Annotated in this window: 19 protein-coding genes; 9 read left to right on the top strand and 10 right to left on the bottom strand. The window is 44.4% G+C overall.

Annotated features, from left to right (window positions below; all coding sequences use genetic code 11):
- Window positions 1-12: 12 nt before the first annotated feature.
- From psrA to VEZ01S_RS04750, 5 genes are all read right to left on the bottom strand, one after another.
- Window positions 13-639 carry a TetR family transcriptional repressor PsrA gene (psrA, locus tag VEZ01S_RS04770; RefSeq protein ID WP_021712875.1) on the bottom strand — a complete coding sequence of 209 codons (627 nt, stop codon included), beginning with the start codon at window positions 637-639 and terminating at the stop codon, window positions 13-15.
- Window positions 640-1161: 522 nt separating this feature from the next.
- Complete coding sequence (nhaA, locus tag VEZ01S_RS04765; protein WP_040890143.1) at window positions 1162-2340, bottom strand: Na+/H+ antiporter NhaA; 1179 nt, start codon at window positions 2338-2340, stop codon at window positions 1162-1164.
- A 452-nt stretch (window positions 2341-2792) separates the two neighbouring features.
- The gene (locus tag VEZ01S_RS04760) at window positions 2793-3908 is read right to left on the bottom strand and encodes a lipocalin-like domain-containing protein (RefSeq protein WP_021712873.1); all 1116 of its coding nucleotides are present in this window, start codon (window positions 3906-3908) and stop codon (window positions 2793-2795) included.
- A gap of 8 nt (window positions 3909-3916) precedes the next feature.
- Window positions 3917-6370, bottom strand: a complete 2454-nt coding sequence (locus VEZ01S_RS04755) for an FtsX-like permease family protein (protein WP_021712872.1) — start codon at window positions 6368-6370, stop codon at window positions 3917-3919.
- Entirely contained in the window at window positions 6351-7022 is a 672-nt protein-coding gene (locus VEZ01S_RS04750; protein ID WP_021712871.1) for an ABC transporter ATP-binding protein, read from the bottom strand. Before VEZ01S_RS04750 ends, VEZ01S_RS04755 begins: the two co-directional genes overlap by 20 nt.
- A 169-nt stretch (window positions 7023-7191) precedes the next feature.
- Here VEZ01S_RS04750 and VEZ01S_RS04745 point away from each other — a divergent pair, with 169 nt between their 5' ends.
- Entirely contained in the window at window positions 7192-8619 is a 1428-nt protein-coding gene (locus VEZ01S_RS04745) for a DUF2867 domain-containing protein (RefSeq protein WP_021712870.1), read from the top strand.
- Window positions 8620-8708: 89 nt separating this feature from the next.
- Here VEZ01S_RS04745 and VEZ01S_RS04740 read toward each other — a convergent pair whose 3' ends face one another.
- From VEZ01S_RS04740 to rsuA, 3 genes are read right to left on the bottom strand one after another with little or no spacing between them, the layout of a single operon-like run.
- The gene (locus VEZ01S_RS04740; RefSeq protein ID WP_021712869.1) at window positions 8709-9392 is read right to left on the bottom strand and encodes a DUF2913 family protein; all 684 of its coding nucleotides are present in this window, start codon (window positions 9390-9392) and stop codon (window positions 8709-8711) included.
- Complete coding sequence (locus VEZ01S_RS04735; protein ID WP_021712868.1) at window positions 9389-10582, bottom strand: Bcr/CflA family multidrug efflux MFS transporter; 1194 nt, start codon at window positions 10580-10582, stop codon at window positions 9389-9391. Before VEZ01S_RS04735 ends, VEZ01S_RS04740 begins: the two co-directional genes overlap by 4 nt.
- Before the next feature lie 5 nt (window positions 10583-10587).
- Complete coding sequence (rsuA, locus tag VEZ01S_RS04730; protein ID WP_021712867.1) at window positions 10588-11295, bottom strand: 16S rRNA pseudouridine(516) synthase RsuA; 708 nt, start codon at window positions 11293-11295, stop codon at window positions 10588-10590.
- Between the two features lie 189 nt (window positions 11296-11484).
- On the opposite strand from rsuA, the gene radD reads away from it, so the two are divergent.
- Both radD and rplY read left to right on the top strand, forming a co-directional pair.
- Window positions 11485-13221 (top strand): DNA repair helicase RadD, encoded by a 1737-nt coding sequence (gene radD / locus VEZ01S_RS04725; RefSeq protein WP_021712866.1) that lies wholly within the window; start codon window positions 11485-11487, stop codon window positions 13219-13221.
- A gap of 175 nt (window positions 13222-13396) precedes the next feature.
- Window positions 13397-13675, top strand: coding sequence for a 50S ribosomal protein L25 (gene rplY / locus VEZ01S_RS04720; RefSeq protein WP_021712865.1), 279 nt, complete (start codon window positions 13397-13399; stop codon window positions 13673-13675).
- A 223-nt stretch (window positions 13676-13898) separates the two neighbouring features.
- Here rplY and catB read toward each other — a convergent pair whose 3' ends face one another.
- Together catB and VEZ01S_RS04710 are read right to left on the bottom strand one after the other, a co-directional pair.
- Window positions 13899-14528 (bottom strand): type B chloramphenicol O-acetyltransferase, encoded by a 630-nt coding sequence (catB, locus tag VEZ01S_RS04715; RefSeq protein ID WP_021712864.1) that lies wholly within the window; start codon window positions 14526-14528, stop codon window positions 13899-13901.
- Window positions 14529-14658: 130 nt separating this feature from the next.
- Window positions 14659-14910 (bottom strand): DUF1289 domain-containing protein, encoded by a 252-nt coding sequence (locus VEZ01S_RS04710; RefSeq protein ID WP_040890140.1) that lies wholly within the window; start codon window positions 14908-14910, stop codon window positions 14659-14661.
- Between the two features lie 159 nt (window positions 14911-15069).
- On the opposite strand from VEZ01S_RS04710, the gene VEZ01S_RS04705 reads away from it, so the two are divergent.
- The 6 genes from VEZ01S_RS04705 to cydC all read left to right on the top strand — a co-directional run bounded on the left by VEZ01S_RS04705 (window position 15070) and on the right by cydC (window position 23150).
- Window positions 15070-15546: an META domain-containing protein gene (locus VEZ01S_RS04705; RefSeq protein WP_021712863.1), complete on the top strand. Its 477-nt coding sequence runs from the start codon at window positions 15070-15072 to the stop codon at window positions 15544-15546.
- 313 nt (window positions 15547-15859) lie between these two features.
- Window positions 15860-17548 (top strand): NAD-dependent malic enzyme, encoded by a 1689-nt coding sequence (locus VEZ01S_RS04700; RefSeq protein ID WP_021712862.1) that lies wholly within the window; start codon window positions 15860-15862, stop codon window positions 17546-17548.
- A 59-nt stretch (window positions 17549-17607) separates the two neighbouring features.
- Window positions 17608-18423: a SanA/YdcF family protein gene (locus VEZ01S_RS04695; RefSeq protein WP_084621667.1), complete on the top strand. Its 816-nt coding sequence runs from the start codon at window positions 17608-17610 to the stop codon at window positions 18421-18423.
- Between the two features lie 160 nt (window positions 18424-18583).
- Window positions 18584-19540, top strand: a complete 957-nt coding sequence (trxB, locus tag VEZ01S_RS04690) for a thioredoxin-disulfide reductase (protein WP_021712860.1) — start codon at window positions 18584-18586, stop codon at window positions 19538-19540.
- A 108-nt stretch (window positions 19541-19648) separates the two neighbouring features.
- On the top strand, window positions 19649-21421 hold the full coding sequence (gene cydD, locus VEZ01S_RS04685) for a heme ABC transporter permease/ATP-binding protein CydD (RefSeq protein ID WP_021712859.1): 1773 nt from the start codon (window positions 19649-19651) through the stop codon (window positions 21419-21421).
- Window positions 21414-23150, top strand: a complete 1737-nt coding sequence (cydC, locus tag VEZ01S_RS04680) for a heme ABC transporter ATP-binding protein/permease CydC (protein WP_021712858.1) — start codon at window positions 21414-21416, stop codon at window positions 23148-23150. Before cydD ends, cydC begins: the two co-directional genes overlap by 8 nt.
- Window positions 23151-23158: the final 8 nt, after the last annotated feature.

Below are 23158 nucleotides of genomic sequence, written 5' to 3'. Positions count from 1 at the left end.
TAATAAGACTGATTAACTTGCGTTCATCCCAGAGGCCAAAAATGGCACTATCTGTTCAACCATTACTTCAATATCGGTATCCACACTAAATTCACTACTGGCAATGTCTAATAGCGCCTCACTAGAGGCCATGCTAAATACACAAGCGCCCAAGGTGAAATGCAGTCGCCAAAACAGCGTTTGCTTGTCTAAATTTGGATTTGCCCTACACACCGCATCACTGAACTTATCCAGAACATGCCCATAACGTGTCGTGATGAACCATCTAAGATGCCCCTGAACATCGCTATAACCTCGTCCGACTAACAACAGAAATCGACAGGCTCCTCGGTCAAACTCTTTATCTAACTTAACCAGAGGTACTTTGAGCGCACGAAACACATCGTCCATAGTGCTCTCATTATTTTGTTCTATACGAATGAGTTCCTGTTCTAGTTCAGGCATAAACGTTTCAAGATAACGATCTAGCACTGCTCGAATCAGAGTTTTTTTATCACCAAAGTGATAGTTCACAGAAGCAAGATTGACATTCGCTTGGCTGGTGATCGTTCTTAAAGAGGTATCTTTAAACCCCTTTTGCGCAAATAACGACTCTGCGACTTGAATGATCTTTTGTTTCGTTTGCAGCCCTGCACTCATGTCAATCACCTGTATTAAACACTTGTTTGAATTTAACAACTTAATAACAAAAGATCAACAATAAAAGACACACAGGTACGACCAGATCACTAAAGCTGGATATAGAAATAAAATAAAAAATAATTATTAAAATTACTTCTTTAAAATCAGTTGGTTATTGACTTTTTGAAATGACCTTCAAATAAAAATGGTTTTTTATTGAACTCTTTATAAAACAACCAGTCTTACTTATGTAAGCAACAAGTGAGATGACTTTACCTTGTAAACAATTTCAGTATTCATGTTGGTTACGACCACTGTTATTTCTTTTTAACTCCTATGTTTGTATATGCCCAGTCCTTTTGATTGGGCTTTTTTTTGTCTCATTACAGGGACCTGCCGTTTTCCTTAATGCCCATTCCACTAAGTATGTGATCGGAAAATAAACAGTTATTTAGTACCCATTGCTATAAGACAAAAAAAAGGAGAGCCATCGGCTCTCCTTCTGTGTTGTTGTTTCTAGCTAAATCGTAATGATTGCGACTATTTTGCTTCTGCTTCAGTCTGAACGTCCACTACGCTCTTTTTTGGCAGTGAGGTACTCAATAAGAAGTAACCTAATACTGCAGCAATAGATGATCCCATTAGAATGCCTAAACGTGCATGAGTGTTGAAGTCTGCATTCGCACCGGTAAATGCCAGTGATGCAATAAACATCGACATGGTAAATCCGATACCACACAACACGGATACGGCAAAGATATGACGGAAATCAATCCCTTTAGGCAGCTTAGCAACACCTGACTTAACCGCAAGCCAGCTAAAGGTAAAGATACCCAGAGGCTTACCAAGCAATAGACCTAATGCAATACCCATAGGCAGTGTCGAGCCAAGCGTAGACAGTGAAATGCCTTCTAGCGAAACACCTGCATTGGCGAACGCAAAGATAGGAAGAATAAAGAACGCAGACCATGGGTGCAATGCATGCTCAAGGTGTTTTAGAGGCGAATGCTCGCCTTTATTGCCTTTTAGTGGAATAGCAAAGCCAATGACTACACCTGCTAGTGTCGCATGCACACCGGATTTTAGTACTGCAAACCATAGGATGGCACCAACTAACGCATACCACTTAAGTGACGTCACTTTTTTGTGGTTGAGATAGAAGAGTAATCCTGTCATCGCAAAGCCGACCGCTAGCGCCAGAGTTGATAAATCGCTGCTGTAGAACAATGCGATAATCACTACAACACCTAGATCATCAATGATCGCTAGTGCTAATAGGAAAACCTTTAGGCTAACAGGAACACGATTACCCAGTAGCGCCATGATACCTAAAGCGAATGCAATATCCGTTGCAGCAGGAATTGCCCAACCAGACAGCGCAGCAGGATCGCCCATATTAAATAAAACATAAACTAAAGCAGGTGCAACCATGCCACCAACCGCTGCAATTGCAGGGAAGATTGCCGTTTCACGAGATTTAAGCGCACCTTCTAGAAGTTCACGCTTAACTTCCAAACCAATCAGCAGGAAGAACAAAGCCATTAGACCGTCGTTAACCCAATGGCTAACCGACATACCTAATACATAAGAATGTAGAGCGCCTTGATAAGCTTCATTAAGAGGGCTGTTCGCTACAAACATTGCTAACGCCGCAGCGATAACAAGAATAACGCCACCCGCTGACTCCATCTTAAAAAAATCTTTCAACATTTGACTCATATTATAACCTTTACACTTGTGATTAGACTCACACAACTAAGTGGCGCACAGTCTATAGTGAACGACTACCGTATAAAATTCGATTGTTCAGACCTTAAAGCTCGGAATTTCCGAAGTAAAATACGTAAAGCTTATTATTGCATCAAAATGGGGCGATTCCGCCATCAACATGTATCATAGTGTGATTAACTACAAGTTTAGCACATGCATTTGTGAGAAATTTACTGCAATAGACAATGAAGAGAAATATTAAAAGTTAGACATTGATCGGGTTTGGGTTAATGCATTTCATTAGTAAGACTTATTTAAACCTATCACTCCGCGTAAATGAAGACACAGAAAACAACGCTAAAATTCAACGAGTATGACCAAACAAAACGGGCAACTTCCATGCATGACACTGCACAAAAATTGCCGCCAATAATTTCATTTTTGATTATGTTAGATAACGACTAATAGCCGACCAGTTGCAAATAGCCTTCAGCTTTAATATTACCCGTAGTTTGGATTCTTCCAGACCATGAAGGTATAGAGAGGTTCGCCCATTGATCATAACGATTACTGTGCGCGGTGAGATGAATATTGTATTTGGGAATATTAACCACCCATTGCAGCGGCAACACTTTACCATTACTTAATGTCGTTGTTCCCACCGAACGTATTTCAATATCTTCATTGCTTAAGGCAATATGCTTACCATCGGGAGTGTACAAATTACCAAAGCTGTAAGGGTGGATTTTCTCTTGATGATGGGATTTAACCAGCGAAAGTACTCGTCCATCTTGTAGCCTAAACAAAAGGTGACTATAGCCACTTTGCTTTTGCCCCATGATGTCCGTGCCCCATACTTGGGTAAAAGACGCAGAGCCCGCAACCTTGATGTCTTGATTACCAATTCTAATGGTCCCAGATGCTTCAATATAAGGCGCAGAATATCCATACATTGCTTTAGCGAGCAAGTCATGAGTGACTTGGTAACCTTTATCCCCTAGCCCCACATACGGACGCAGTAATTTAGAGGTAAGATCAACGCTAAATTGATCGGTCGAGACAAAGACTCTTCCTGGAAAAGGTCGCTCAGAAAAAGATCGAATAGACCAATTCCCAATCGACAATTGATAAGGTCGTTGTCTGATGCCAACTAAGCCAATGCCTCCTCTGGCAAAGCGCTGATCTAAGAAAATCTGCTTTGGCGTGGTCACAATGGCTTGCGAGGTATAAATTTGCGGTGATTCCCAACTCACACCTTGCACTTCAGACATTGCCATTCGGAAAAGAAACCACTGAACAAGGTAAGGGTTGCCTTGTTGGTCTTTAACGGTGGCAATGTAACGCCACACTTCCTGCTGATAGGTAGGATGCACCGTAAAATCGTCGGGAAACGATACCGATTTGTTCGGTAGTACAGGTTCAAAGGTCGACTGTGCTTGTTCAGCCATTTCTTCCATCAAATGGCGATGTTCCTGCTCTTTGGCACGATAATAGCGGGTTATTAACCCAGCTATCACAACCAACATCAACAAACCTATCGACAGAGATAAAAGATATTTATTAAAAAATTTTTTCATTAATCACTCTACAGTGCATCACGCAAGGATTTAATTGGGGTACGACGTATCACTTGTAACACAGGTATCGCGCCTGCCAACATCAATGCACTTACCGTCAATGCCAATGTACCTAAGTAATCCCACGGAACCACATGTAGCTGCATACTCCAGCCAAAGGTGTTCTTCAAAATGAGTTCAACGACATTGCTCGCCAGTACCATGCCCAAAGGAATCGCAATACAAGATGACACTAAACCAAACGCAAACAGCTGTGCTCCTCCGACAAACACCAGCTCTTTGCCTGATACCCCTAAACAGCGCAGCAGAGCCACATTGTGAATACGAGATGCTTCACCGGCAAGTGTGGCAAAGAAAATGCCGAACACCGCTACAATCAGGGTTAAATTCCCCAAAGTATCCGTGATCCCAAAGGTGCGATCAAAAATACGCAGCGCTTGAGTATGAATGGTATGGTTATTTATCACCCTATCGGCGGGCGTTCGATAAATATGCACCAATTTAGAAGTAAGCTGACTTGATTTGGACTTATCGTTAAGCACCACGCCTAAGCCCACACTGCCTTGTCCGGGCAATAGTTGCCGCCAGCTATTCTCCGATAATAACACTTGATCGTACGGGTTACCGTAGTCGTAATAAACGCCTACCACTCGCCACTGCTGCCCTACTGGTGCGGGAAGCGAAATATAGTCACCCACCCGAATATTGCGTTTTAGCGACATCGATTCACTGATCATAACGCTACGAGAATGATGCAGATGATGCCAATAGTTAGGGACGGTCACTTTTTCAGACAATGAGCTTTTTTCACCCTTGCTTTGACCGCTACTGACCAAGTTAATGTTGCCATCTAGCGTAGTCAATTCCGTTTCTCTGCGTAGCCAAACTTCTTTCACTTCCGGCTGTTTCTCTAACCACTTCAGCATTCTTGGCGCAGCATTTGCTGTCGGTTGCACGTAAACATCGGCGGCTAAACGCTGTGACAACCATTTATCAGTGGTGTCTCTAAAGCTGCCCACCATGGTCTCCACCCCTACGTTTGCAGTAATCGCTAGCATAAAGGCCATTAACGCCACACCACGATAACTCATCGAAGCCGCTGCATCGGCAAAGAACCAACGCGCTTTAACCCAATGCAGTCGATACGCAAGGTAAGTAAATAACTCAAAAATAATGTACGGCACCATAAGACCGATGCCAATCAGCATCAGAGCCAGTACCGAGAATCCTGCGTAGATACCTTCTCCAAATTGAAGGATAAATACCGCAAGGAACAAAAAGATGGCGGCTAAAACGGCCTGCCAGAAAAACTCTTTTCCGGCAAAGCGAATCAACGAAAGGCGTGCAGTTAAGCGAATAGGTTGTGAACGAATTAAACGCAATAGTGGCCAAGTACAAGACAATAGAACCCCGAAGAAGGCCATCAGCAAGCTTTTTGCGCTCCACGACCAGCGCCAATGGATCACTAAATCAATACTGGCATTATAAATGGCACCAATACTCATCGACACCGCCGGCAGCAACTTATTGGCAAGCATCAGCCCTAAGACATTACCCGAAATCCAACTTAACGTGATAAGAATAACCAACTCAAGAGCTAACGCGGCAACCAATTGCCAGCCCGACACGCCAATTTGACGCAATACACCCACCACGGTTTGTCTTTGAATAAAAGACAGCGACATTGCTTGATAAAAAATAAACAAGCCTATTAAGAAAGACAGCATGCCCATTGCGGTCAAGTTTAAATGGAACGCCTCGGTTAAAGAAACTAACTCTGCGCGTGTGTTTTTACGCAGTGTCACACCTTTAGGGAGCATAGTGCGAATTTTATCGATCTTCTCTTGGCTTAAATTTCCACAACCAATTAATGAAAACCCGGTACCTTGTCTTAGTTTGCGCGTCACCGCCATATCAACCACAAGATTGGAGCCTTTCACCAGTTGCTGTTGATCCACAACCAAAGGACCGAGCATTTGCCCATCAGAGAGCACCAGTTGCTGCCCTTCTTCCCACCCCATGTATTTCATAAAGGTTTCGTTAATTAATACAGGATGCGGCTGCTGCATTAACCTAAGCATTGGGTTTTCAAGAATATTGGTTCTAAAAAAAACTTCGGCTGTGGCAAGGCTATCAATACCAAGTAGCTGTACAGATGCCCCTTTTTGCGTTTGGGTTCGATAGAGATCAAATGGGATACATTGACCAAAGCCTTCGCGTCTTAGCTGAACATAAAAGCCTTGCGCAATCGCATTGGAATGATTTTTCGGTTGAATACGGTAAGGCATTGGATTGGAGAAGAGACGCTCACCGTGAGTATAAGATAGCTTAGCATGTTGATTGATCGCCAGAACGCCGACCAATACAGAGATGCCCAAAGAGAGTCCTAGCCAAACTAGGATTATCTGTAAAGGGTGTCTTTTATAATGACCAAGTAGCGCTTTAGCTATGGGCCATAACATGCAGTTGCCCTCCTTGCAGACGTGCGGTTTTGTCCATAAAAGAAGCCACCTTCTCACTGTGTGTGACCACCAGCAAGGTACAATTAAATTCTTTTGTTAAAGAAGAGAGCAAACGCATCACCGCTTCTGCATTCTTTTCATCAAGGCTACCTGTTGGCTCATCGGCAAGTAAAATAGACGGTTCCATATAAAGTGCACGAGCAATCGCTGCACGTTGTTGCTGTCCACCAGACAACTCTTCAGGGTAACGTCCAAGTAAAGGCATGAGATCCAATGTAGCGAGAATCTGACGCCATAGCTGACTGTTATCGGGTAACCCTTTCAGCTGTCGACAAAATCGAATATTGTCGGCCACGTTTAAGGTGGTTAAAAGGTTATATTGTTGAAATACATTGCCAATGTGATTGCGACGAAAACGGGTACGATTATTCTCTTTAAAATTATGCATATCATAATTATCAAACCAAATTTCGCCAGAGTCGACTCTATCTAGGCCAGCGATCAAGTTCAGCAATGTACTCTTGCCTGCACCCGACTCTCCCATAAGAGCAATCTGTTCACCTCGGTCAATCGTAAAATTAGCACTCTGTAGTACAGGATTAAATTCTCCACCGTCAACAAATCCCTTGCTAACATTTACCAGTCTCAACATTTATTGATTACCTTTTAACCATTTTAAACTTATATAATTCACTCATTTTCTATAATTTGGATTATCTTCAGCAAAATGTGATGTTCTTTTCAACAAGACCATGAAAAAGTGAGGGTTTTCTCTGTTTAGTATACTCTTATCTATAGGATAGAACCAAGTAGGAATGAGAATGAAACAGAAAAAGGTATTGGTCGTAGGTGCTTCTGGTTATGTTGGATCGCAACTTGTACCTCAATTACTCGAACAAGGGCATCTGGTGACGGCCAGCGCGAGAAATTCCGCCCTGCTGAAAACCCGTATTCATTCTCATCCTAATCTAACATTTACCCAGCTCGACTTAGCCAACAAAGCACAAACTTTGCAAGTGGTCGACAATTTCGATACGGTCTTTTTTTTGGTACATGGTATGAACCATGGCCACGACTTTTTAGACTACGAACTGTCTCTTGCGTACCATTTTGCCGCCGCATTAACGCAAAACGTCATAGGCCAAGTCATCTACTTGAGCTCTCTACAGCCTCAAACTGCGGACTCAGCGCATCTTAACGCCCGTCAAGCAACGGGGAATATACTGCGCAACACTCATACGCCGATAATTGAATTACAAGCGGGCGTGATCATTGGACCCGGCTCTGCTGCGTTTGAAATCATGCGTGATTTTGTCTACAACTTACCGATTCTTATCACCCCCAAGTGGGTTGACTCCAAAGCCAATCCTATTGCTTTGCAAAACCTTAACCATTATTTACTGTCACTAGTGCAAGAAAGCGCGGCCCAACACCAATCTTATGAGGTGGGCGGCCCTGATACACTCACTTATCGACAGCAATTTAAAATGCTGTGCCACGCCACCAACAATCGCTATCGACTGCTGGCCACTCCCCTACTCACCCCCGCTATGGCGTCGGTATGGTTAGGAATGGTGACGTCCGTCCCCAGTAATGTTGGACGAGCACTTCTGGCGGGGTTAAGTCATGATTTTGTGGCGAACTCCCAAGCTATCCGTGTTCGTTATCCGCAAGCGTTGCTCACTTATCAACAAATGCTTGATAGTGCATTGTGTCGTGAAGATGAGTTTGTGAGAAGCAAAGTCTGGGGCTTTGATCCCGGCGCACTGCAACGTTGGCAACCGGGCTATGGGTATTATCCAAAGCAAGCGGGCGCCCGCATTAAAACCGATAAAAGTGCGGCTGCGTTGTGGCAGATAGTGACTCAACTGGGAAGCCCGCAACAAGGCTACTTTTTTGCCAATGCATTATGGCGCACTCGTGAATGGTTGGATTTATTGTTTGGCGGCGGAAGGCCCAAAAGACGTATTCCTGAAGGCCCCACATTAAAGTTAGGTGATAAAATAGACTCTTGGAAAGTGATTCGTATCGAAGATGAAGCCTTTCTTTCTCTATTGTTTGGCATGAAAGGACCAGGCTTGGGACGCCTTGAGTGCGCGATTATTGATCACGGCGACCATAGAGAATTAGACGTGCGTGCGTGGTGGCATCCTAAAGGATTTTTAGGGTTGCTGTACTGGTATGCCATGTTCCCTGCACACCTATTTATCTTCAAAGGTATGGTAAAAGCCATTTGTCGCAAAGCGTAAATGATGGTTTTATTTACTGTGACCTTTCATACTCCCAGCACAGCGCAGAGATTACCTGTGCAAAGATGCGCTATGCTGAGAGTCGCTCATTATCCCTGTGCGAGGAAATCAGCTAATGTAAAATCACGAGGAATTTCAGCCAATATTGGCCCTTGATTACTAGGGTAAATCAGATATTCCCCATGATATTTTACTTTAGATTTATAGTCGGTTTGCTTGTGCAACATCATGCCGCACTGCAAGGCTTTTTCAATAAACTGGGCATGATTACCACGCACATAAAAGCTCATTGGACGCATGAGTTCTTCACCACCATCAAAGCAAGACTCACACTGGTCGCTGCACAATACAAATGAGCTTTCACCATCGGTAAATACTTGGCTTTTGGCAGACTCCGTTAAATCATACTCATTGGTCACACTCCACCCCGCCTCTTCCATGACATCCATCAATTGCTCAATTTGCTTATCAAGCAATGGCGTCACTGGCTTATCTGCACCAAAGAAAATGCCGTAAAATTCAGATAAGGTTTGAAAGCGCTGATACAGTGCGGTGTTGCTGCCCTGACTACGACCTAACTTTTGCCAAGCAATCAGATCCTTTGCAAGCAATGTCGAAAAACGTTTTTCTTTAATACTTTTGGTGATCCAACGTAATAAATAATTGGTATTGCTGACAGGTGTATTGGCCAACTTTCCAGATTGATGCTGCTGGTCTATATCCAATAACGCAATATCAACCAACTCTAGCATTTGCTCTGCATAGCTTCTCACTGTTTTACTTCTCCGTATACTTTATAAATCACGATGGATGCGACCGCGCACAATCCCATCATAGTCAACATCGGCCAGCTCTGCTCACCGGGCATGAACGACACAATTAAACTCATTACCCCCCCCACGCCAAAACGTAATGTTCCCGCCATCGACGAGGTGGTGCCAGCCATATTTGGGTATTTGTTTAATAACAAAGCCATACCATTACTGCCAATGGTAGAGATGGTTCCCACGTAAAACATGACACAAGGGACAATAAACGCCAGCCCAAGATCGGCTATCCAACACACCACTAAACCCAGTCCCGCCATCAATTGAATGCTCAGGCCAAATAGGATCATCTTACTAGAGCCGACTTTTTTCACGATCCGACCATTTAAGGTGGTGAAGGCCACTAAGGTCAAAATATTCAAACCAAACAAATAACCAAAATCTTGCGGCGCTACCCCATAAATATCGATATACACAAATGAGCCAGCGGTTAAAAACACAAACATTCCAGAAAATGAAAATGCGCCACACATTATCAAGCCCAATGCTTGACGGTTTTTTAGCAACTGAGCGTAATTTTGCAATGACGTCCGCAGGTGAAACGGCTGCCGGTTCTCTGGCGCCAACGTTTCAGGGATTTTAATGGCAATGGCTCCGACCATAATTGCGGCATAGACAGCCAAAATCGCAAACACCGCTCTCCAACCCAGCAATACCGAAACATGACCACCAATCAAAGGGGCAAGCAAAGGCGCCACGGTCATCACCAAGGTAATAAATGACATGGTTCGCGCAAAATCTTCTGCTTCAAACATATCTCGGACAACCGCTTGAATCACCACCGCAGCGGCAGCCCCGGCAAAACCTTGCAGTAAACGAACCCCAATTAAGACTTCAATAGACTGGGTAAAGGTGCACGCAATTGCCGCGAGACAAAAGAGTGAGACTCCGCCTAACAGCACAGGCTTGCGACCTACGCTATCGGCAAGTGGACCATAAACCAGCTGCCCAATCGCAAAGCCTAAGGTATAAATAGTCAGGGTAATTTGTACGTCGCCAGGCATCACCCCAAAATCATCAGCAATGGCGGGCATGGCAGGCAAATACATATCAATGGCGAGCGGCGTTAACGCAGATATTGCCCCCAGCACTAAAAACATCACAAAACTCAGCTTAACCACTGACGATGTTGTCATTGTTGTTACCCTGTCGTTTTATTGAAAATAGATTGGATTTCCTGCTCGGTTAAATCTCGATACTCACCCAGCTCTAAATCGGCATCTAATGTAATGTTACCAATGCGCTCGCGGTGTAAGCCCACCACTTTGTTACCTAACGCGGCAAACATACGCTTCACTTGGTGATATTTACCTTCATGAATCGTCAGCAATACTTCATTCTCGCCCACAACTTCCATTTGCGCAGGCAGTGTTGGTTCACGCTCATTACGCAACAAAATGCCCTCAGCTATTTTATGTTGGTAGTCATCTTGAACAGGATCGGCAAGCCATACACGATAAGTTTTGTCGCACTTGTGTTTAGGTGAAGTAATGCGATGAGACCATTGTCCGTCATCGGTAATCAACAATAACCCCGTTGTATCCACGTCTAAACGTCCAGCAAAATGCAGATCTTCATAACGAACTTCATCGATAAGAACAAATACTGTGTGATTAAAACCGTCTTCATGAGAGCACACGACACCTTCCGGTTTATTCATCATCAAATAGCGAGGTCCACGCAATACAATCGGGCGCTCTTGCCATGCGACACTCTGGCCCTCTTTAACTTTCACAGAGCCGGATTTAATCATCACATCATCAACGGTGACGTCACCACTTTTGAGAAGTTTAGTCGCCTCTTTGCGGCTAATACCCAAACCATCACACAAGTATTTATCTATACGCATTTTTACCTAGGAGTCATTGTTAGAGTTGAGAATCCACCCAATGCAGCCATCGATCACTCATCGATTACGCTTGTTTGCGGTAAAAGAGAACAGTTACACTGGGGAGGGATATTCCTTTTTCAGGAAGTCCGCTAGTATACCCGTTTTAAAACCGTCGAACTTCAATTTTTTAGGACATGTCTTCTTTTTATGTACCAACTTAGGCCCTACCAAGCAGATTCCGTGAAAGCGGTCGTACATTATTTTAGAAAGCGCAGTGAACCTGCGGTCATTGTACTACCTACCGGTGCTGGAAAAAGCTTGGTTATTGCGGAGCTAGCAAGATTGGCGCGCGGTAAGGTATTAGTTATGGCACATGTCAAAGAATTGGTTGAGCAAAACCACGCCAAATACGAAAGCTATGGACTTAACGGGGCGATCTTTGCCGCAGGATTAGGTCGAAAGGAAACGGAGCAACAAGTGGTGTTTGCCTCTGTTCAATCTGTCGCACGGAATTTAGATGCTTTTAACCAGCCTTTTTCATTGCTGGTTATCGATGAGTGTCACCGAGTGCCTGAGGACAAAAATAGCAGCTATCAAAAAGTCATCACTCACCTACAATCGCTCAATCCCAATCTTAAAATATTGGGACTCACCGCAACGCCGTATCGCTTAGGACTCGGTTGGATATATCAATACCATACTCGTGGCCAAGTACGCTCTGAAGAGCCTCGCTTTTTTAGAGATTGTGTCTTTGAGTTACCCATTCGATATCTGCTTGATCAAGAGTTTCTCACCCCAGCAAAAATTATCGACGCTCCCCTATTTAGCTACGACTTTTCTGAAATATCCCCCACTCATATGGGACGATATCGAGAATCAGATATGGATTTGGTTATTGAGAAGTCGAAACGAGCAACGCCTCAAATACTTGAACAAATTATGACCTTAGGCAAAAACCGTAAAGGCATCATGATCTTTGCTGCAACGGTAAAACATGCTCAAGAAGTATTCTCGTTACTCCCTGAAGGAGATGCGGCCATTGTGATTGGTGATACTCACACCAAAGAGCGGGATCGCATTATCGATGAGTTTAAACAACAAAAGTTTAAATACTTAGTCAATGTGTCTGTGTTGACCACTGGGTTTGATGCCCCGCACGTCGACTTGATCGCCGTATTGCGCCCAACTGAATCTATCAGTCTCTATCAGCAAATAGTGGGCCGAGGCTTGCGCTTATCCGAAGGAAAAACAGAATGTTTAGTCCTTGAATACGCTGGCAACTGCTACGATCTTTACCAACCGGAAGTGGGCGCACCACAACCCGACCCCGATAACGAAATCGTCACCATCCCCTGTCCTGCTTGTGGTTTCAATAACAATTTTTGGGGTAAAACGGCTGACAATGGCTTTGTGCTCGAACATTTTGGCCGAAAATGCCAAGGGTATTTTGAAGATGAACACGGCGAACGAGAGCATTGTGATTATCGTTTTAAAGCCAAATATTGTCGTGAATGTGGTGCAGACAACGACATTGCGGCCAGAATTTGTCATGAATGTGAAGCGGTGTTAGTCGACCCAGATAAAAAACTAAAAGAGGCGTTAAGTCTTAAAGATGCATTGGTGTTTGAATGCACTGATCTTCAATTTGAAGTGGCAAAAGACAGCAAAGGTAAAAATTATCTCAAGGTCTCCTACTTAGGAGAAAGTGGTAATAAAGTCAGCACGTTTTTCTACCTAAACACACCAGCACAAAAGAAGAGTTTTCACGCACGCTTTGTGAAACTGCATTTAGCCGATAAGCATCATGCCTTTGATGGCTTATCGCCAACCAAAGTAGTGAATCAGCAACATCGCTTTAAATTACCCAAATTTGTCATCGCAAAAAAAGACGGTCGATTTTGGAAGCTCAGAGATGTGATCTTTGACAATGAGTTTTCCCTGTAAATATTCCACTAACTTCTGCTAAAATACGCTCGCGAGCTATTGCTCATGGAAGTATAGAGTGGTAGTATCCGCGCTCGCTTTAACGATTTCTCGTTATGAAGCGAACGTCATCAATTCTAGGTCGCTAAGCAATTGATGAAAATCCTTTTATTTTACTAATTTGAGAGTAAATACTATGAAATTTGAAGCAGTAGTACGTACTGAACTAGGTAAGGGTGCGAGCCGCCGCCTACGTCACGCTGGCCAATTCCCAGCAATCGTTTACGGTGGTGAAGCAGCGCCAGTATCTATCGCGCTAGTTCATTCTGACGTAATCAACCAAATGGACAAACCAGAATTCTACGAAGAAATCACTCTTGTGATCGACGGCGCAGAAGTTAAGGTTAAGCCACAAGACGTTCAACGTCACGCGTTCAAGCCAAAAGTTGAGCACATGGACTTCATCCGCATCTAATTCCCTACCAAGGAATTAATCGGATAACATCCAGCCTTTTGCGTATACCAAGAACTCAGTCTTACCAACTGTAGATTCTTAAAAATTAGAAAGCCCGATTGCTACCAACAATCGGGCTTTCGCCGTTTTAGAGCTTAGAGCTTAGAGTTTAGAAAAGTCCTTGAGTACTCGTTTGACAAAGCAAGCCAACGCTATTTGCCGACTTTGCCCTTGTCATACTCCACTAATGCTGCACTTCGCTCTGCCAATAGTCATAAAGACCCGCAATATCGCTAGAACAAAAATAGCGCATACCACCTTTAATCTGACACTCACTCCAATCCCACCATTTCATTTCCAGTAACATGGCAATCTCAGATGGCGAAAAACGAAACTTAATATGCTTTGCCGGATTTGACCCAACCACCTCATATGGGGCAACGTCTTTGGTCACAACCGCTCGGCTGCCAATAATGGCGCCATCACCAATCTTAACACCAGCCATAATCATCGCTTCAGAGCCAATCCAAACATCGTTCCCCACCACAGTATCGCCTGCGGTTAAAAACCCATCCACAGCATCAGCAAAGTGTTCATTATCTTGATAGAAAAAAGGAAAAGTACTCACCCAATCATTTCTATGTCCTTGATTCCCAGCCATCATAAACACAGCGCCCGAGCCAATAGAGCAAAAGCGGCCAATGATCAGTTGGTCAACATCGTCTCTATCTGGCGCTAAATAGCGCGCACAGTCATCAAAGCTGTGATTATGATAATAGCCCGAGTAATAACTGTACTCGCCTACGATGATATTAGGGTTGGTCACTTGTTGTTTTAACGGAATACCCGAAAAAGGAGATTCAAAGTAATTCATTTGTGTCATATATCCTAAGCACATACAAAGTGTTATATGCGCGAGTGGTCGTCTATCAATAGATACCGCTAGCAATAGATAACGCAAGAATCTAAAGACGGTTCTATCTAAGTCTTACTAGAAAGGGCTTCTAGAAGAGCGGTCTTTGATGATTGTCCGCTTTCACCTCTATCGCTGTAGAAGCAGTGCGGTTTTTCTGTATTTTTCGGCGATACCTTTGGCGACATAGCCTAATCACATGTTTTTTCTGGGCGCTAGAGAGCGTCTGCCAAGAAAAGCGCTCCTCTCTATTGCGCATACACCCCTTACAATAGCCCTTGTCATCTGAGCTACATACGCCGATACAAGGACTAGGAACATCAAAAAAGTCTAATTGCTCCATATCTTCTCCCTGTAAGTAAGCTCGTTGCATCTCTAACAGTATTCATCAAAGCCAATCATTATTCAAATCACACCAATGAAACAACTTACATATCACTGACATGCTTTCTGTTATTTGTTATACACTTAACAGAGATATCTAATCCTTTGGAGACCATTAATGTACAAAAAAGCCGTCGCGATTTCTTCCGCACTACTCCTTTCTGCATGTTCCACAATGACCAGCAATGAAGCAGCCATGCAAAACCATTCTAAGGTTGAACAATCGGACATACTGCAAGTCAACGAAAGTGCTTTGCAACACCACCATTGGGTTTTAACCCAAATAGATGGCAAACCCTTAACCGTCAACGAACATTTTAACGCACCGACCCTTGAAGTGGGTGAAAAGATGGCCGCAAACGGCAGCGCAGGCTGTAATAACTTTTTTGGACAAAGTGAACTGGATGGCAATAATTTCCGAATTGAGCAAATTGGCGCCACTATGAAGATGTGTCCAGACGATGTCATGCTTACCGAAATGCTATATCTCAAGTCTTTAGCACAATGGAATCAACTCACTTTAACCGCCAACGAGATGCAACTGAAGAACGCTGAGCATACGTTAACCTTCACTCTCAAAGATTGGGTAAATTAAGTGACATTGTAACCATACGCCATGGCTACTAAGCGCATTCTATCACTCATGTAATACCCTATGCCGGATACCTAAAAAAGAGTGGCACATCTGCTGCTCTTTTTCTTTTGCCCCTCTTAATGCCCAACCTATTAATACAGGCTCATATCGCGCATGGTCACATAACCTTGTCAGACATGTAACACCTTAATATATCTACAAACCTTTACGCTACATTTTGCAAAAAATGAAGATGATAACGTTCTCTTTGTTATAGGGATACTTTACAATGCCTTCTCTCTTTGGTGCCCTCTTTAAATAGCTAGGTTAAATAATGAAAAACGATAAAAGACCGCTGTATATCCCCCACGCAGGACCCGCTCTACTAAGTACCCCTTTACTGAATAAAGGCAGTGCATTTACTGCCGCAGAACGCGTCTACTTTAATCTAGATGGTTTATTACCAGAGAACACGGAAACCATTGCCGAACAAGTTGAGCGTGCTTATCAGCAATATCAACAATTTGATAATGATATGGATCGCCATATCTATCTGCGTAATATTCAAGATACCAACGAAACACTATTTTATCGTTTAGTACAAAACCATATTTCCGAGATGATGCCTATAATCTATACACCTACCGTCGGCGCCGCTTGTGAGAATTTCTCCAATATTTATCGACGCGGACGCGGTTTATTTATCTCTTATTCCAATAGAGACCGTATTGACGACTTACTGAACAACGCCTCCACCCACAACGTAAAAGTGATCGTTGTCACCGACGGCGAACGTATTTTAGGGCTTGGCGATCAGGGGATTGGCGGAATGGGCATCCCTATTGGGAAGCTGTCTTTATACACCGCTTGTGGCGGTATTAGCCCCGCGTATACTCTGCCAATCGTATTGGATGTGGGTACCAATAATCCTCAACGTCTGGCAGATCCAATGTATATGGGATGGCGACACCCTCGAATCACCGGCGCAGAGTACGACGAATTCGTTGAAGAGTTTATTCAAGCCGTGCAGCGTCGCTGGCCTGAAGCTCTCATTCAATTTGAAGATTTTGCGCAAAAAAATGCCATGCCGTTGCTGCAACGCTATAAAAATCGTATTTGTTGTTTTAACGATGACATTCAAGGCACCGCCGCAGTCACTGTCGGCTCATTAATGGCCGCTTGTCATGCCGCTGGCAGTAAACTGTCTGATCAACGCATCACTTTTGTTGGCGCAGGATCTGCTGGGTGCGGTATTGCCGAAGCCATTGTGGCGCAAATGCAATTAGAAGGTCTTGCCGAAGACAAAGCACGCGAGCGCATCTATATGGTGGATCGCTGGGGTTTATTGCAAGATGGCATGCACAATTTATTGGACTTCCAAAAACCGTTAGCGCAAAAAGCCGAAAATTTAACTCACTGGCAGAGCGAAGGCCAAGATTACTCACTACTGGACGTTGCTGAAAATGCTAAGCCCACCGTATTAATCGGTGTGTCGGGTGCACCTGGGATATTCAGTCAGCAGGTTATTGAAACAATGCACAAACATTGCCCGCGCCCTATTATCTTCCCATTGTCTAACCCAACTAGTCGCGTAGAAGCCGTGCCAAAAGATATTTTAGAGTGGACTCAAGGCCAAGCACTTGTGGCAACAGGTAGCCCATTTGAACCTGTTTTAGTTGATGGAAAACGATTCGACATTGCGCAATGTAACAATAGCTATATTTTCCCTGGTATTGGGCTTGGTGTGCTGGCCGTGTCCGCATCAAGAATTACCGATGAAATGCTCATGGAGTCAAGCCGTGCGCTTTCGGAATGCTCACCGCTTGCCATCAAAGGCCATGGCGCACTCTTGCCGCCTCTTGAAGAAATTCACTCTGTGTCGAAAAAAATTGCTTTTGCAGTAGCCAAGCAGGCAATCAAGCAAGGTGTGGCGCTGGAGATCACCGACCAAGCCATTAAAGAGTCTATTGAACATCATTTCTGGCAACCTGTTTATCGCCGCTACAAGCGCACCGCGTTCTAGTGATAAAAGGTACCCGAGATAAGCTCAAGCAGTATTGGCGCCAAACACCATTTTGGCGCATGCTTTCACATCTAATAAAAGTGCTGATACTACTCAGTGGCGCAATCAGTTTATCCATTATTCTGCTACTCAGCTCCGTTGATTTCTGGATGAGCTATCAGGCCCAAGGCCGTATCCATAAACAGGTAAAATCAACGCCAGTAAGAGATGTAGCGCTCATATTAGGCACCAGTAAATACATAGGCCGAGCTCTAAACCCGTATTACACTTACCGCATTAATGCGGCCATAGAGCTCTATAAACAAAATAAAGTTCGCGGATTCTTATTAAGTGGCGACAACGCGCATCGCTCTTATAATGAGCCTTGGACCATGAAACGAGATCTTCTCGCCGCCGGTATTCCCGAAGAAAAAATCTTTTTAGACTATGCAGGATTTCGCACTCTAGACTCTGTGGTGCGCGCCAAACAGATTTTTAACCTTTACGACTTTATCATCGTCACTCAAACCTTTCATTGTGACCGAGCACTGTTTATCGCCAACTATTATAACGTGGATGCCGTGTGCTTAGGTGTGCCCTCACCTATCCCAACATCTTGGTTTAATGTGCGTTTTAGAGAAGTGTTTGCGCGAACCAAAGCCATGCTCGATCTTTATATCATGAACACACAACCTAAGTTTTTAGGTCCGCAACAACCCATTTTAGAGATGTTACCTACCTACGATTACGCACCCATCATGCCTAGGTTTGTACCCGATAAAACAGACGCTAACGCCGTTAACGCTAGTGCGGTTAAAAAAAGGGCTGATGAAACACAAAGTGACCCTATAGAAAATCAACCGACACCATCACAAGCTATCCCTTATGAACAATAACACTCAGCCTTTACGCACATATTTTGTGCGAACGGTTTTGGTAAAACTTGAACCATCCTTGAGTTTTAAAAATTAGCACCAATATACCTTTAGTCACCATCTTCTATTCGTCGCCCAAATTACCTACAATCGGGGCAGAATTTAAAAGGATCAATTACTTATGAGCAATGTGAAACACTGCAAACTTCTTATCTTGGGCTCAGGTCCAGCAGGATACACCGCGGCAATCTATGCCGCTCGTGCCAATCTAAACCCTGTGATTGTCACTGGTATGCAGCAAGGTGGACAACTGACTACCACGACAGAAGTGGAGAATTGGCCAGGTGATGCAAGTGATTTAACAGGCCCTGCATTGATGGAGCGCATGCAAGCACATGCTGAAAAATTTGAGACTGAAATCATTTTTGACCACATCAATAAAGTCGATCTTAGCCAAAAGCCTTACCGCTTATTCGGTGACAACCAAGAGTTTACTTGTGACGCATTAATTATCGCCACTGGCGCATCGGCTAAGTATATTGGTCTTGAATCGGAAGAAGCCTTTAAAGGACGTGGCGTATCCGCTTGTGCCACTTGTGACGGGTTCTTCTATCGTAACCAAGAAGTCGCGGTTGTTGGTGGCGGAAATACCGCTGTAGAAGAAGCGCTTTATCTATCAAACATTGCGGCAAAAGTTCACTTAGTGCATCGCCGTGATTCGTTCCGCGCAGAAAAAATATTGATTAAGCGTCTTATGGACAAAGTAGAGTCAGGCAACATCGTTTTGCATACTGACCGTACTTTAGATGAAGTCCTTGGTGACGATATGGGCGTAACCGGTATGCGTCTCAAAGAGACCCAATCTGATCGCACAGAAGAGATCGCAGTAATGGGCGTGTTTATTGCCATTGGTCACCAACCTAATACCAGCATTTTTAAAGAGCAACTGAGCATGAATCACGACTACATTGTGATCAACTCAGGTCTAGCAGGCAACGCGACTCAAACCAGCGTTGAAGGCGTGTTCGCAGCCGGTGATGTGATGGATAATCACTACCGTCAAGCCATCACTTCTGCAGGCACAGGCTGTATGGCAGCGCTCGATGCAGAACGCTACCTTGATGCCTTAGACAGTTAAGAGAAATAACGTCTTCTTGTATTGAAATCTTAGCGTCCACGTGTAACAAACGTGGACGTTTTTCGATATACTCCCGAAATCAAAATTATTCTCATTTAGTACCTATTCATGGATAAGAAAACGCAAAGCGAGTTGAGCCGATGGCTAAAACAGCAAAGTAAACTGGCAAAGCGATGGCTAACCCTCACCGTAGTGGCAGGCATTGTTTCGGCAATCACTCTGATCATCCAAGCGTCTTTGATTGCTCAAATTCTGCACAGCGTCATTATTGAGCATCACAATAAGTCTGAGCTTATTCCACTGTTTATTGGCCTTGGAGTGACCGTTGTGGTGCGCAGTATTTTGGCGTGGGTACGCGAGGTGACCGGCTATCGAAGCGGAGAGCAAATTCGCGTTTATGTCCGCGGACTGATTATCGACAAGATGCGCCGTTTAGGCCCTGCTCACATTAAAGGAAAAACGGCAGGTGCTTGGGGGACTATGCTCATAGAGCAGGTCGAGGAAATGCAAGATTTCTTCTCTAAATACCTTCCGCAAATGGCACTAGCAACACTTGTGCCTCTGATGATTCTGGTGGTGGTCTTCCCTCAAAACTGGCTTGCGGGTCTTATTTTCTTACTCACCGCGCCATTGATTCCTTTTTTCATGGCATTAGTGGGCAAACGCGCCGCTGACGCAAACCGAAAAAACTTTAAAGCCTTGCAACGTTTATCCGGCCATTTTTATGATCGACTGCAAGCGATGACGACCATTCGTCTATTTGATCGCGCCGCCGATGAGAAAGAGCAACTGCACGCCGCCTCTGAGGTGTTTCGTGAACGTACGATGAGCGTATTAAAAATCGCCTTCTTATCCTCCGCAGTGCTGGAGTTCTTCACCTCTATTTCTATCGCCTTAACCGCAGTCTATTTTGGATTTAGCTTCATCGGTGAACTGAACTTTGGTCACTATGGCACGAGCGTTACCCTATTTACCGGCCTATTCATATTGATATTGGCACCTGAGTTCTATCAACCCCTGCGTGACTTAGGCACATTTTATCATGCGAAACAGCAAGCAATTGGTGCCGCCGAAAGTATTGTAGAGTTTCTGAATATTGATGAGCCTGAGCAGCAGCAAAACGGACAAATCATCGATAAACAATCCCAGTTTGTGATTGAAGCAACCGACCTTACCGTGAGTAGCGCCGAAGGCAAAACGCTGGTTGGCCCAGTCAGTTTTACCCTACAAAATGGTCAAAAAACCGCATTAGTGGGTCCAAGTGGTGCCGGTAAAACGTCACTGATGAACGCTTTATTAGGCTTTTTACCCTATCAAGGCAGTTTAAAAGTAAACGGCATCGAATTAGCGCAGGCTGATTTAGAAAGCTATCGCAAATTGGTCAGCTGGGTGGGTCAAAACCCGCTACTGGTACACGGCACGATTGCCGATAATCTAAATTTGGCACAAAAACCGATTACTGAACAACTGTTGCAACAAAAAATCAAACAAGCCCATGCCGATGAGTTTATCGATAGGTTAGGTCTTGAACATCCAATATCTGATCGCTCCGGCGGCCTCTCTGTGGGTCAAGCACAACGGATTGCCCTAGCCCGTGCACTATTACAAGATGGACAGTTCTGGCTGCTTGATGAACCTACCGCCAGCTTAGACGCGCGCAGTGAATCATTAATCAATGAAAGTCTACAAAATGCCTTACTTGATAAAACGGCATTAATGGTGACTCACCAATTAAATAATTTACAAGTGATGGATCAAATATTGGTCTTAGAAAGTGGTCAGTTAACTCAACAAGGCACTTTTGCGCAGCTACAACATCAAGGCACTTTCGAGAAAATGTTAAATCAACAACAAGGACTGGGAGGCGACATCGATGCGTGAGTTACTCCCCTATCTCAAACTGTATAAAAAACATTGGTTTGGTCTATCTTTAGGCATGATTCTTGGGTTTTTAACCCTTTTTGCTTCCATCGGCTTATTGACACTATCAGGCTGGTTCTTATCTGCTGCTGCCGTTGCCGGCTTGACCATTGCCCGAGAAACCTTCAATTATATGTTACCCGGGGGCGCCGTAAGAGGCTTTGCTATGGGACGCACCGCCGGACGTTGGGGCGAGCGAGTGGTGTCTCACAATGCAACCTTTAAACTACTCACCGATCTGCGAGTGTACTTTTATCAAAAACTGACACCATTGATTCCCGGTCGTATTGGTGTGCTTAGAGATGCGGATCTGTTAAACCGCCTCATTGCTGATGTATCGGCAATGGATCACGTCTACTTACGCCTCGTCAGCCCTGTGATTCTCAGTGTATTAGGCATTTTCTGTCTATCTGGGTTTTTGATCTGGTTTGACCGCGATATTGGTCTCACATTAGGCGTAATTTTAATGACCCTAGTGCTGGTTTGGCCGGTTCTATTTTACAAACTGGGTAAAGGTAACGGGCATAAACTGACGCAAAATCGCGCTGACTTACGTATTCGCGCGTTAGATTGGATTGAAGGACATAATGAGCTCTTACTGTTTGGCGCAGAAAAACGCTACCGCGACAAAATAGATCAAGCGCAAATGGCCCTTCTAAGCAATCAGGCCATCAACGCTCACATTACGGGTCTGGCGAACGCACTGCTGTTAATGGCCAGTGGTTTTACCCTAATTTTGATCATGTGGATGTCAGCCGATGGCGTAGGCAGCGCAGGCCCTAGCCCTCTGGTGGCTTTAGTGGTATTTGCAACATTGGCCAGTGTTGAACTGCTGATGCCAATTGCTGGCGCTTTCCAATACTTGGGACAAACCTTAGCTTCAGCGCGACGCCTTAACGAAGTCATTGGCGCAGAGCCCGAAGTGCAATTTCCCACTTATAGCGAGCCTCGTGCTGCATTTGATGAAGGGGATGCGATTCAATTTAACCGTGTCTCGTTTGCTTACTCCAATGCGGAGCACACGCCTTTAGCACTCAATGACGTGTCACTGAATATCGCCAAAGGCAATAAAGTGGCTATTTTAGGTAAAACAGGCAGTGGTAAATCAACCTTAATACAGTTACTTACCCGTTACTGGGACGTACAACAAGGACACATTACTATTGCGAATCAGCCGCTGACCTCCTTGTCAGAGTCTGAGCTTCGTAGCCTTATCTCTGTGGTCAGCCAACGAGTGGATATTCTAAATGGCACCTTGCGTGATAACCTGCTCATTGCCAAACCGCAAGCGACAGACGAAGAACTGGCTAGCACCTTAGCCAACGTTGGTCTTGGTTATCTGATGGATGAACCGGGCTTGGGGCAGTGGCTAGGCGATGGTGGTCGTCAACTTTCTGGTGGTGAAAAGCGCCGTATTGGCATTGCCAGAGGCATTTTACACAATGCCCCTATTTTGCTACTCGATGAACCGACCGAAGGGCTAGATCGCTCTACAGAGTCACAAATCATGACTCTGTTAGAGCAGCATTATCAAGATAAAACGGTGATTTTTGTTACCCACCGACTGGTTGGCTTAAGTCAAATGGATAATATCGTCATCCTTGAGCAAGGCGAAATTGTAGAACAAGGCCGCCACCAACAACTGCTCTCTTCGCAAGGGCGTTATTATCAACTACATCAATCGTTGTAATCTTTAAA

It is taken from the genome of Vibrio ezurae NBRC 102218 (assembly GCF_000467185.1).
Taxonomy (GTDB): domain Bacteria; phylum Pseudomonadota; class Gammaproteobacteria; order Enterobacterales; family Vibrionaceae; genus Vibrio; species Vibrio ezurae.
Note: the sequence above shows the minus strand (reverse complement) of the source record. Positions and strands in the feature narration are given on the sequence as shown.

What these genes read in the sequence shown, in the direction of transcription:
- radD (WP_021712866.1), top strand. Translation starts at nt 11,485, where the DNA reads ATGTACCAACTTAGGCCCTACCAAGCAGATTCCGTGAAAGCGGTCGTA.
- VEZ01S_RS04705 (WP_021712863.1), top strand. Translation starts at nt 15,070, where the DNA reads ATGTACAAAAAAGCCGTCGCGATTTCTTCCGCACTACTCCTTTCTGCA.
- VEZ01S_RS04710 (WP_040890140.1), bottom strand. Translation starts at nt 14,910, where the DNA reads ATGGAGCAATTAGACTTTTTTGATGTTCCTAGTCCTTGTATCGGCGTA.
- VEZ01S_RS04745 (WP_021712870.1), top strand. Translation starts at nt 7,192, where the DNA reads ATGAAACAGAAAAAGGTATTGGTCGTAGGTGCTTCTGGTTATGTTGGA.
- VEZ01S_RS04700 (WP_021712862.1), top strand. Translation starts at nt 15,860, where the DNA reads ATGAAAAACGATAAAAGACCGCTGTATATCCCCCACGCAGGACCCGCT.
- VEZ01S_RS04750 (WP_021712871.1), bottom strand. Translation starts at nt 7,022, where the DNA reads ATGTTGAGACTGGTAAATGTTAGCAAGGGATTTGTTGACGGTGGAGAA.
- cydD (WP_021712859.1), top strand. Translation starts at nt 19,649, where the DNA reads ATGGATAAGAAAACGCAAAGCGAGTTGAGCCGATGGCTAAAACAGCAA.
- VEZ01S_RS04735 (WP_021712868.1), bottom strand. Translation starts at nt 10,582, where the DNA reads ATGACAACATCGTCAGTGGTTAAGCTGAGTTTTGTGATGTTTTTAGTG.
- trxB (WP_021712860.1), top strand. Translation starts at nt 18,584, where the DNA reads ATGAGCAATGTGAAACACTGCAAACTTCTTATCTTGGGCTCAGGTCCA.
- rplY (WP_021712865.1), top strand. Translation starts at nt 13,397, where the DNA reads ATGAAATTTGAAGCAGTAGTACGTACTGAACTAGGTAAGGGTGCGAGC.
- cydC (WP_021712858.1), top strand. Translation starts at nt 21,414, where the DNA reads ATGCGTGAGTTACTCCCCTATCTCAAACTGTATAAAAAACATTGGTTT.
- VEZ01S_RS04755 (WP_021712872.1), bottom strand. Translation starts at nt 6,370, where the DNA reads ATGTTATGGCCCATAGCTAAAGCGCTACTTGGTCATTATAAAAGACAC.
- VEZ01S_RS04760 (WP_021712873.1), bottom strand. Translation starts at nt 3,908, where the DNA reads ATGAAAAAATTTTTTAATAAATATCTTTTATCTCTGTCGATAGGTTTG.
- rsuA (WP_021712867.1), bottom strand. Translation starts at nt 11,295, where the DNA reads ATGCGTATAGATAAATACTTGTGTGATGGTTTGGGTATTAGCCGCAAA.
- VEZ01S_RS04695 (WP_084621667.1), top strand. Translation starts at nt 17,608, where the DNA reads ATGCTTTCACATCTAATAAAAGTGCTGATACTACTCAGTGGCGCAATC.
- catB (WP_021712864.1), bottom strand. Translation starts at nt 14,528, where the DNA reads ATGAATTACTTTGAATCTCCTTTTTCGGGTATTCCGTTAAAACAACAA.
- nhaA (WP_040890143.1), bottom strand. Translation starts at nt 2,340, where the DNA reads ATGAGTCAAATGTTGAAAGATTTTTTTAAGATGGAGTCAGCGGGTGGC.
- psrA (WP_021712875.1), bottom strand. Translation starts at nt 639, where the DNA reads ATGAGTGCAGGGCTGCAAACGAAACAAAAGATCATTCAAGTCGCAGAG.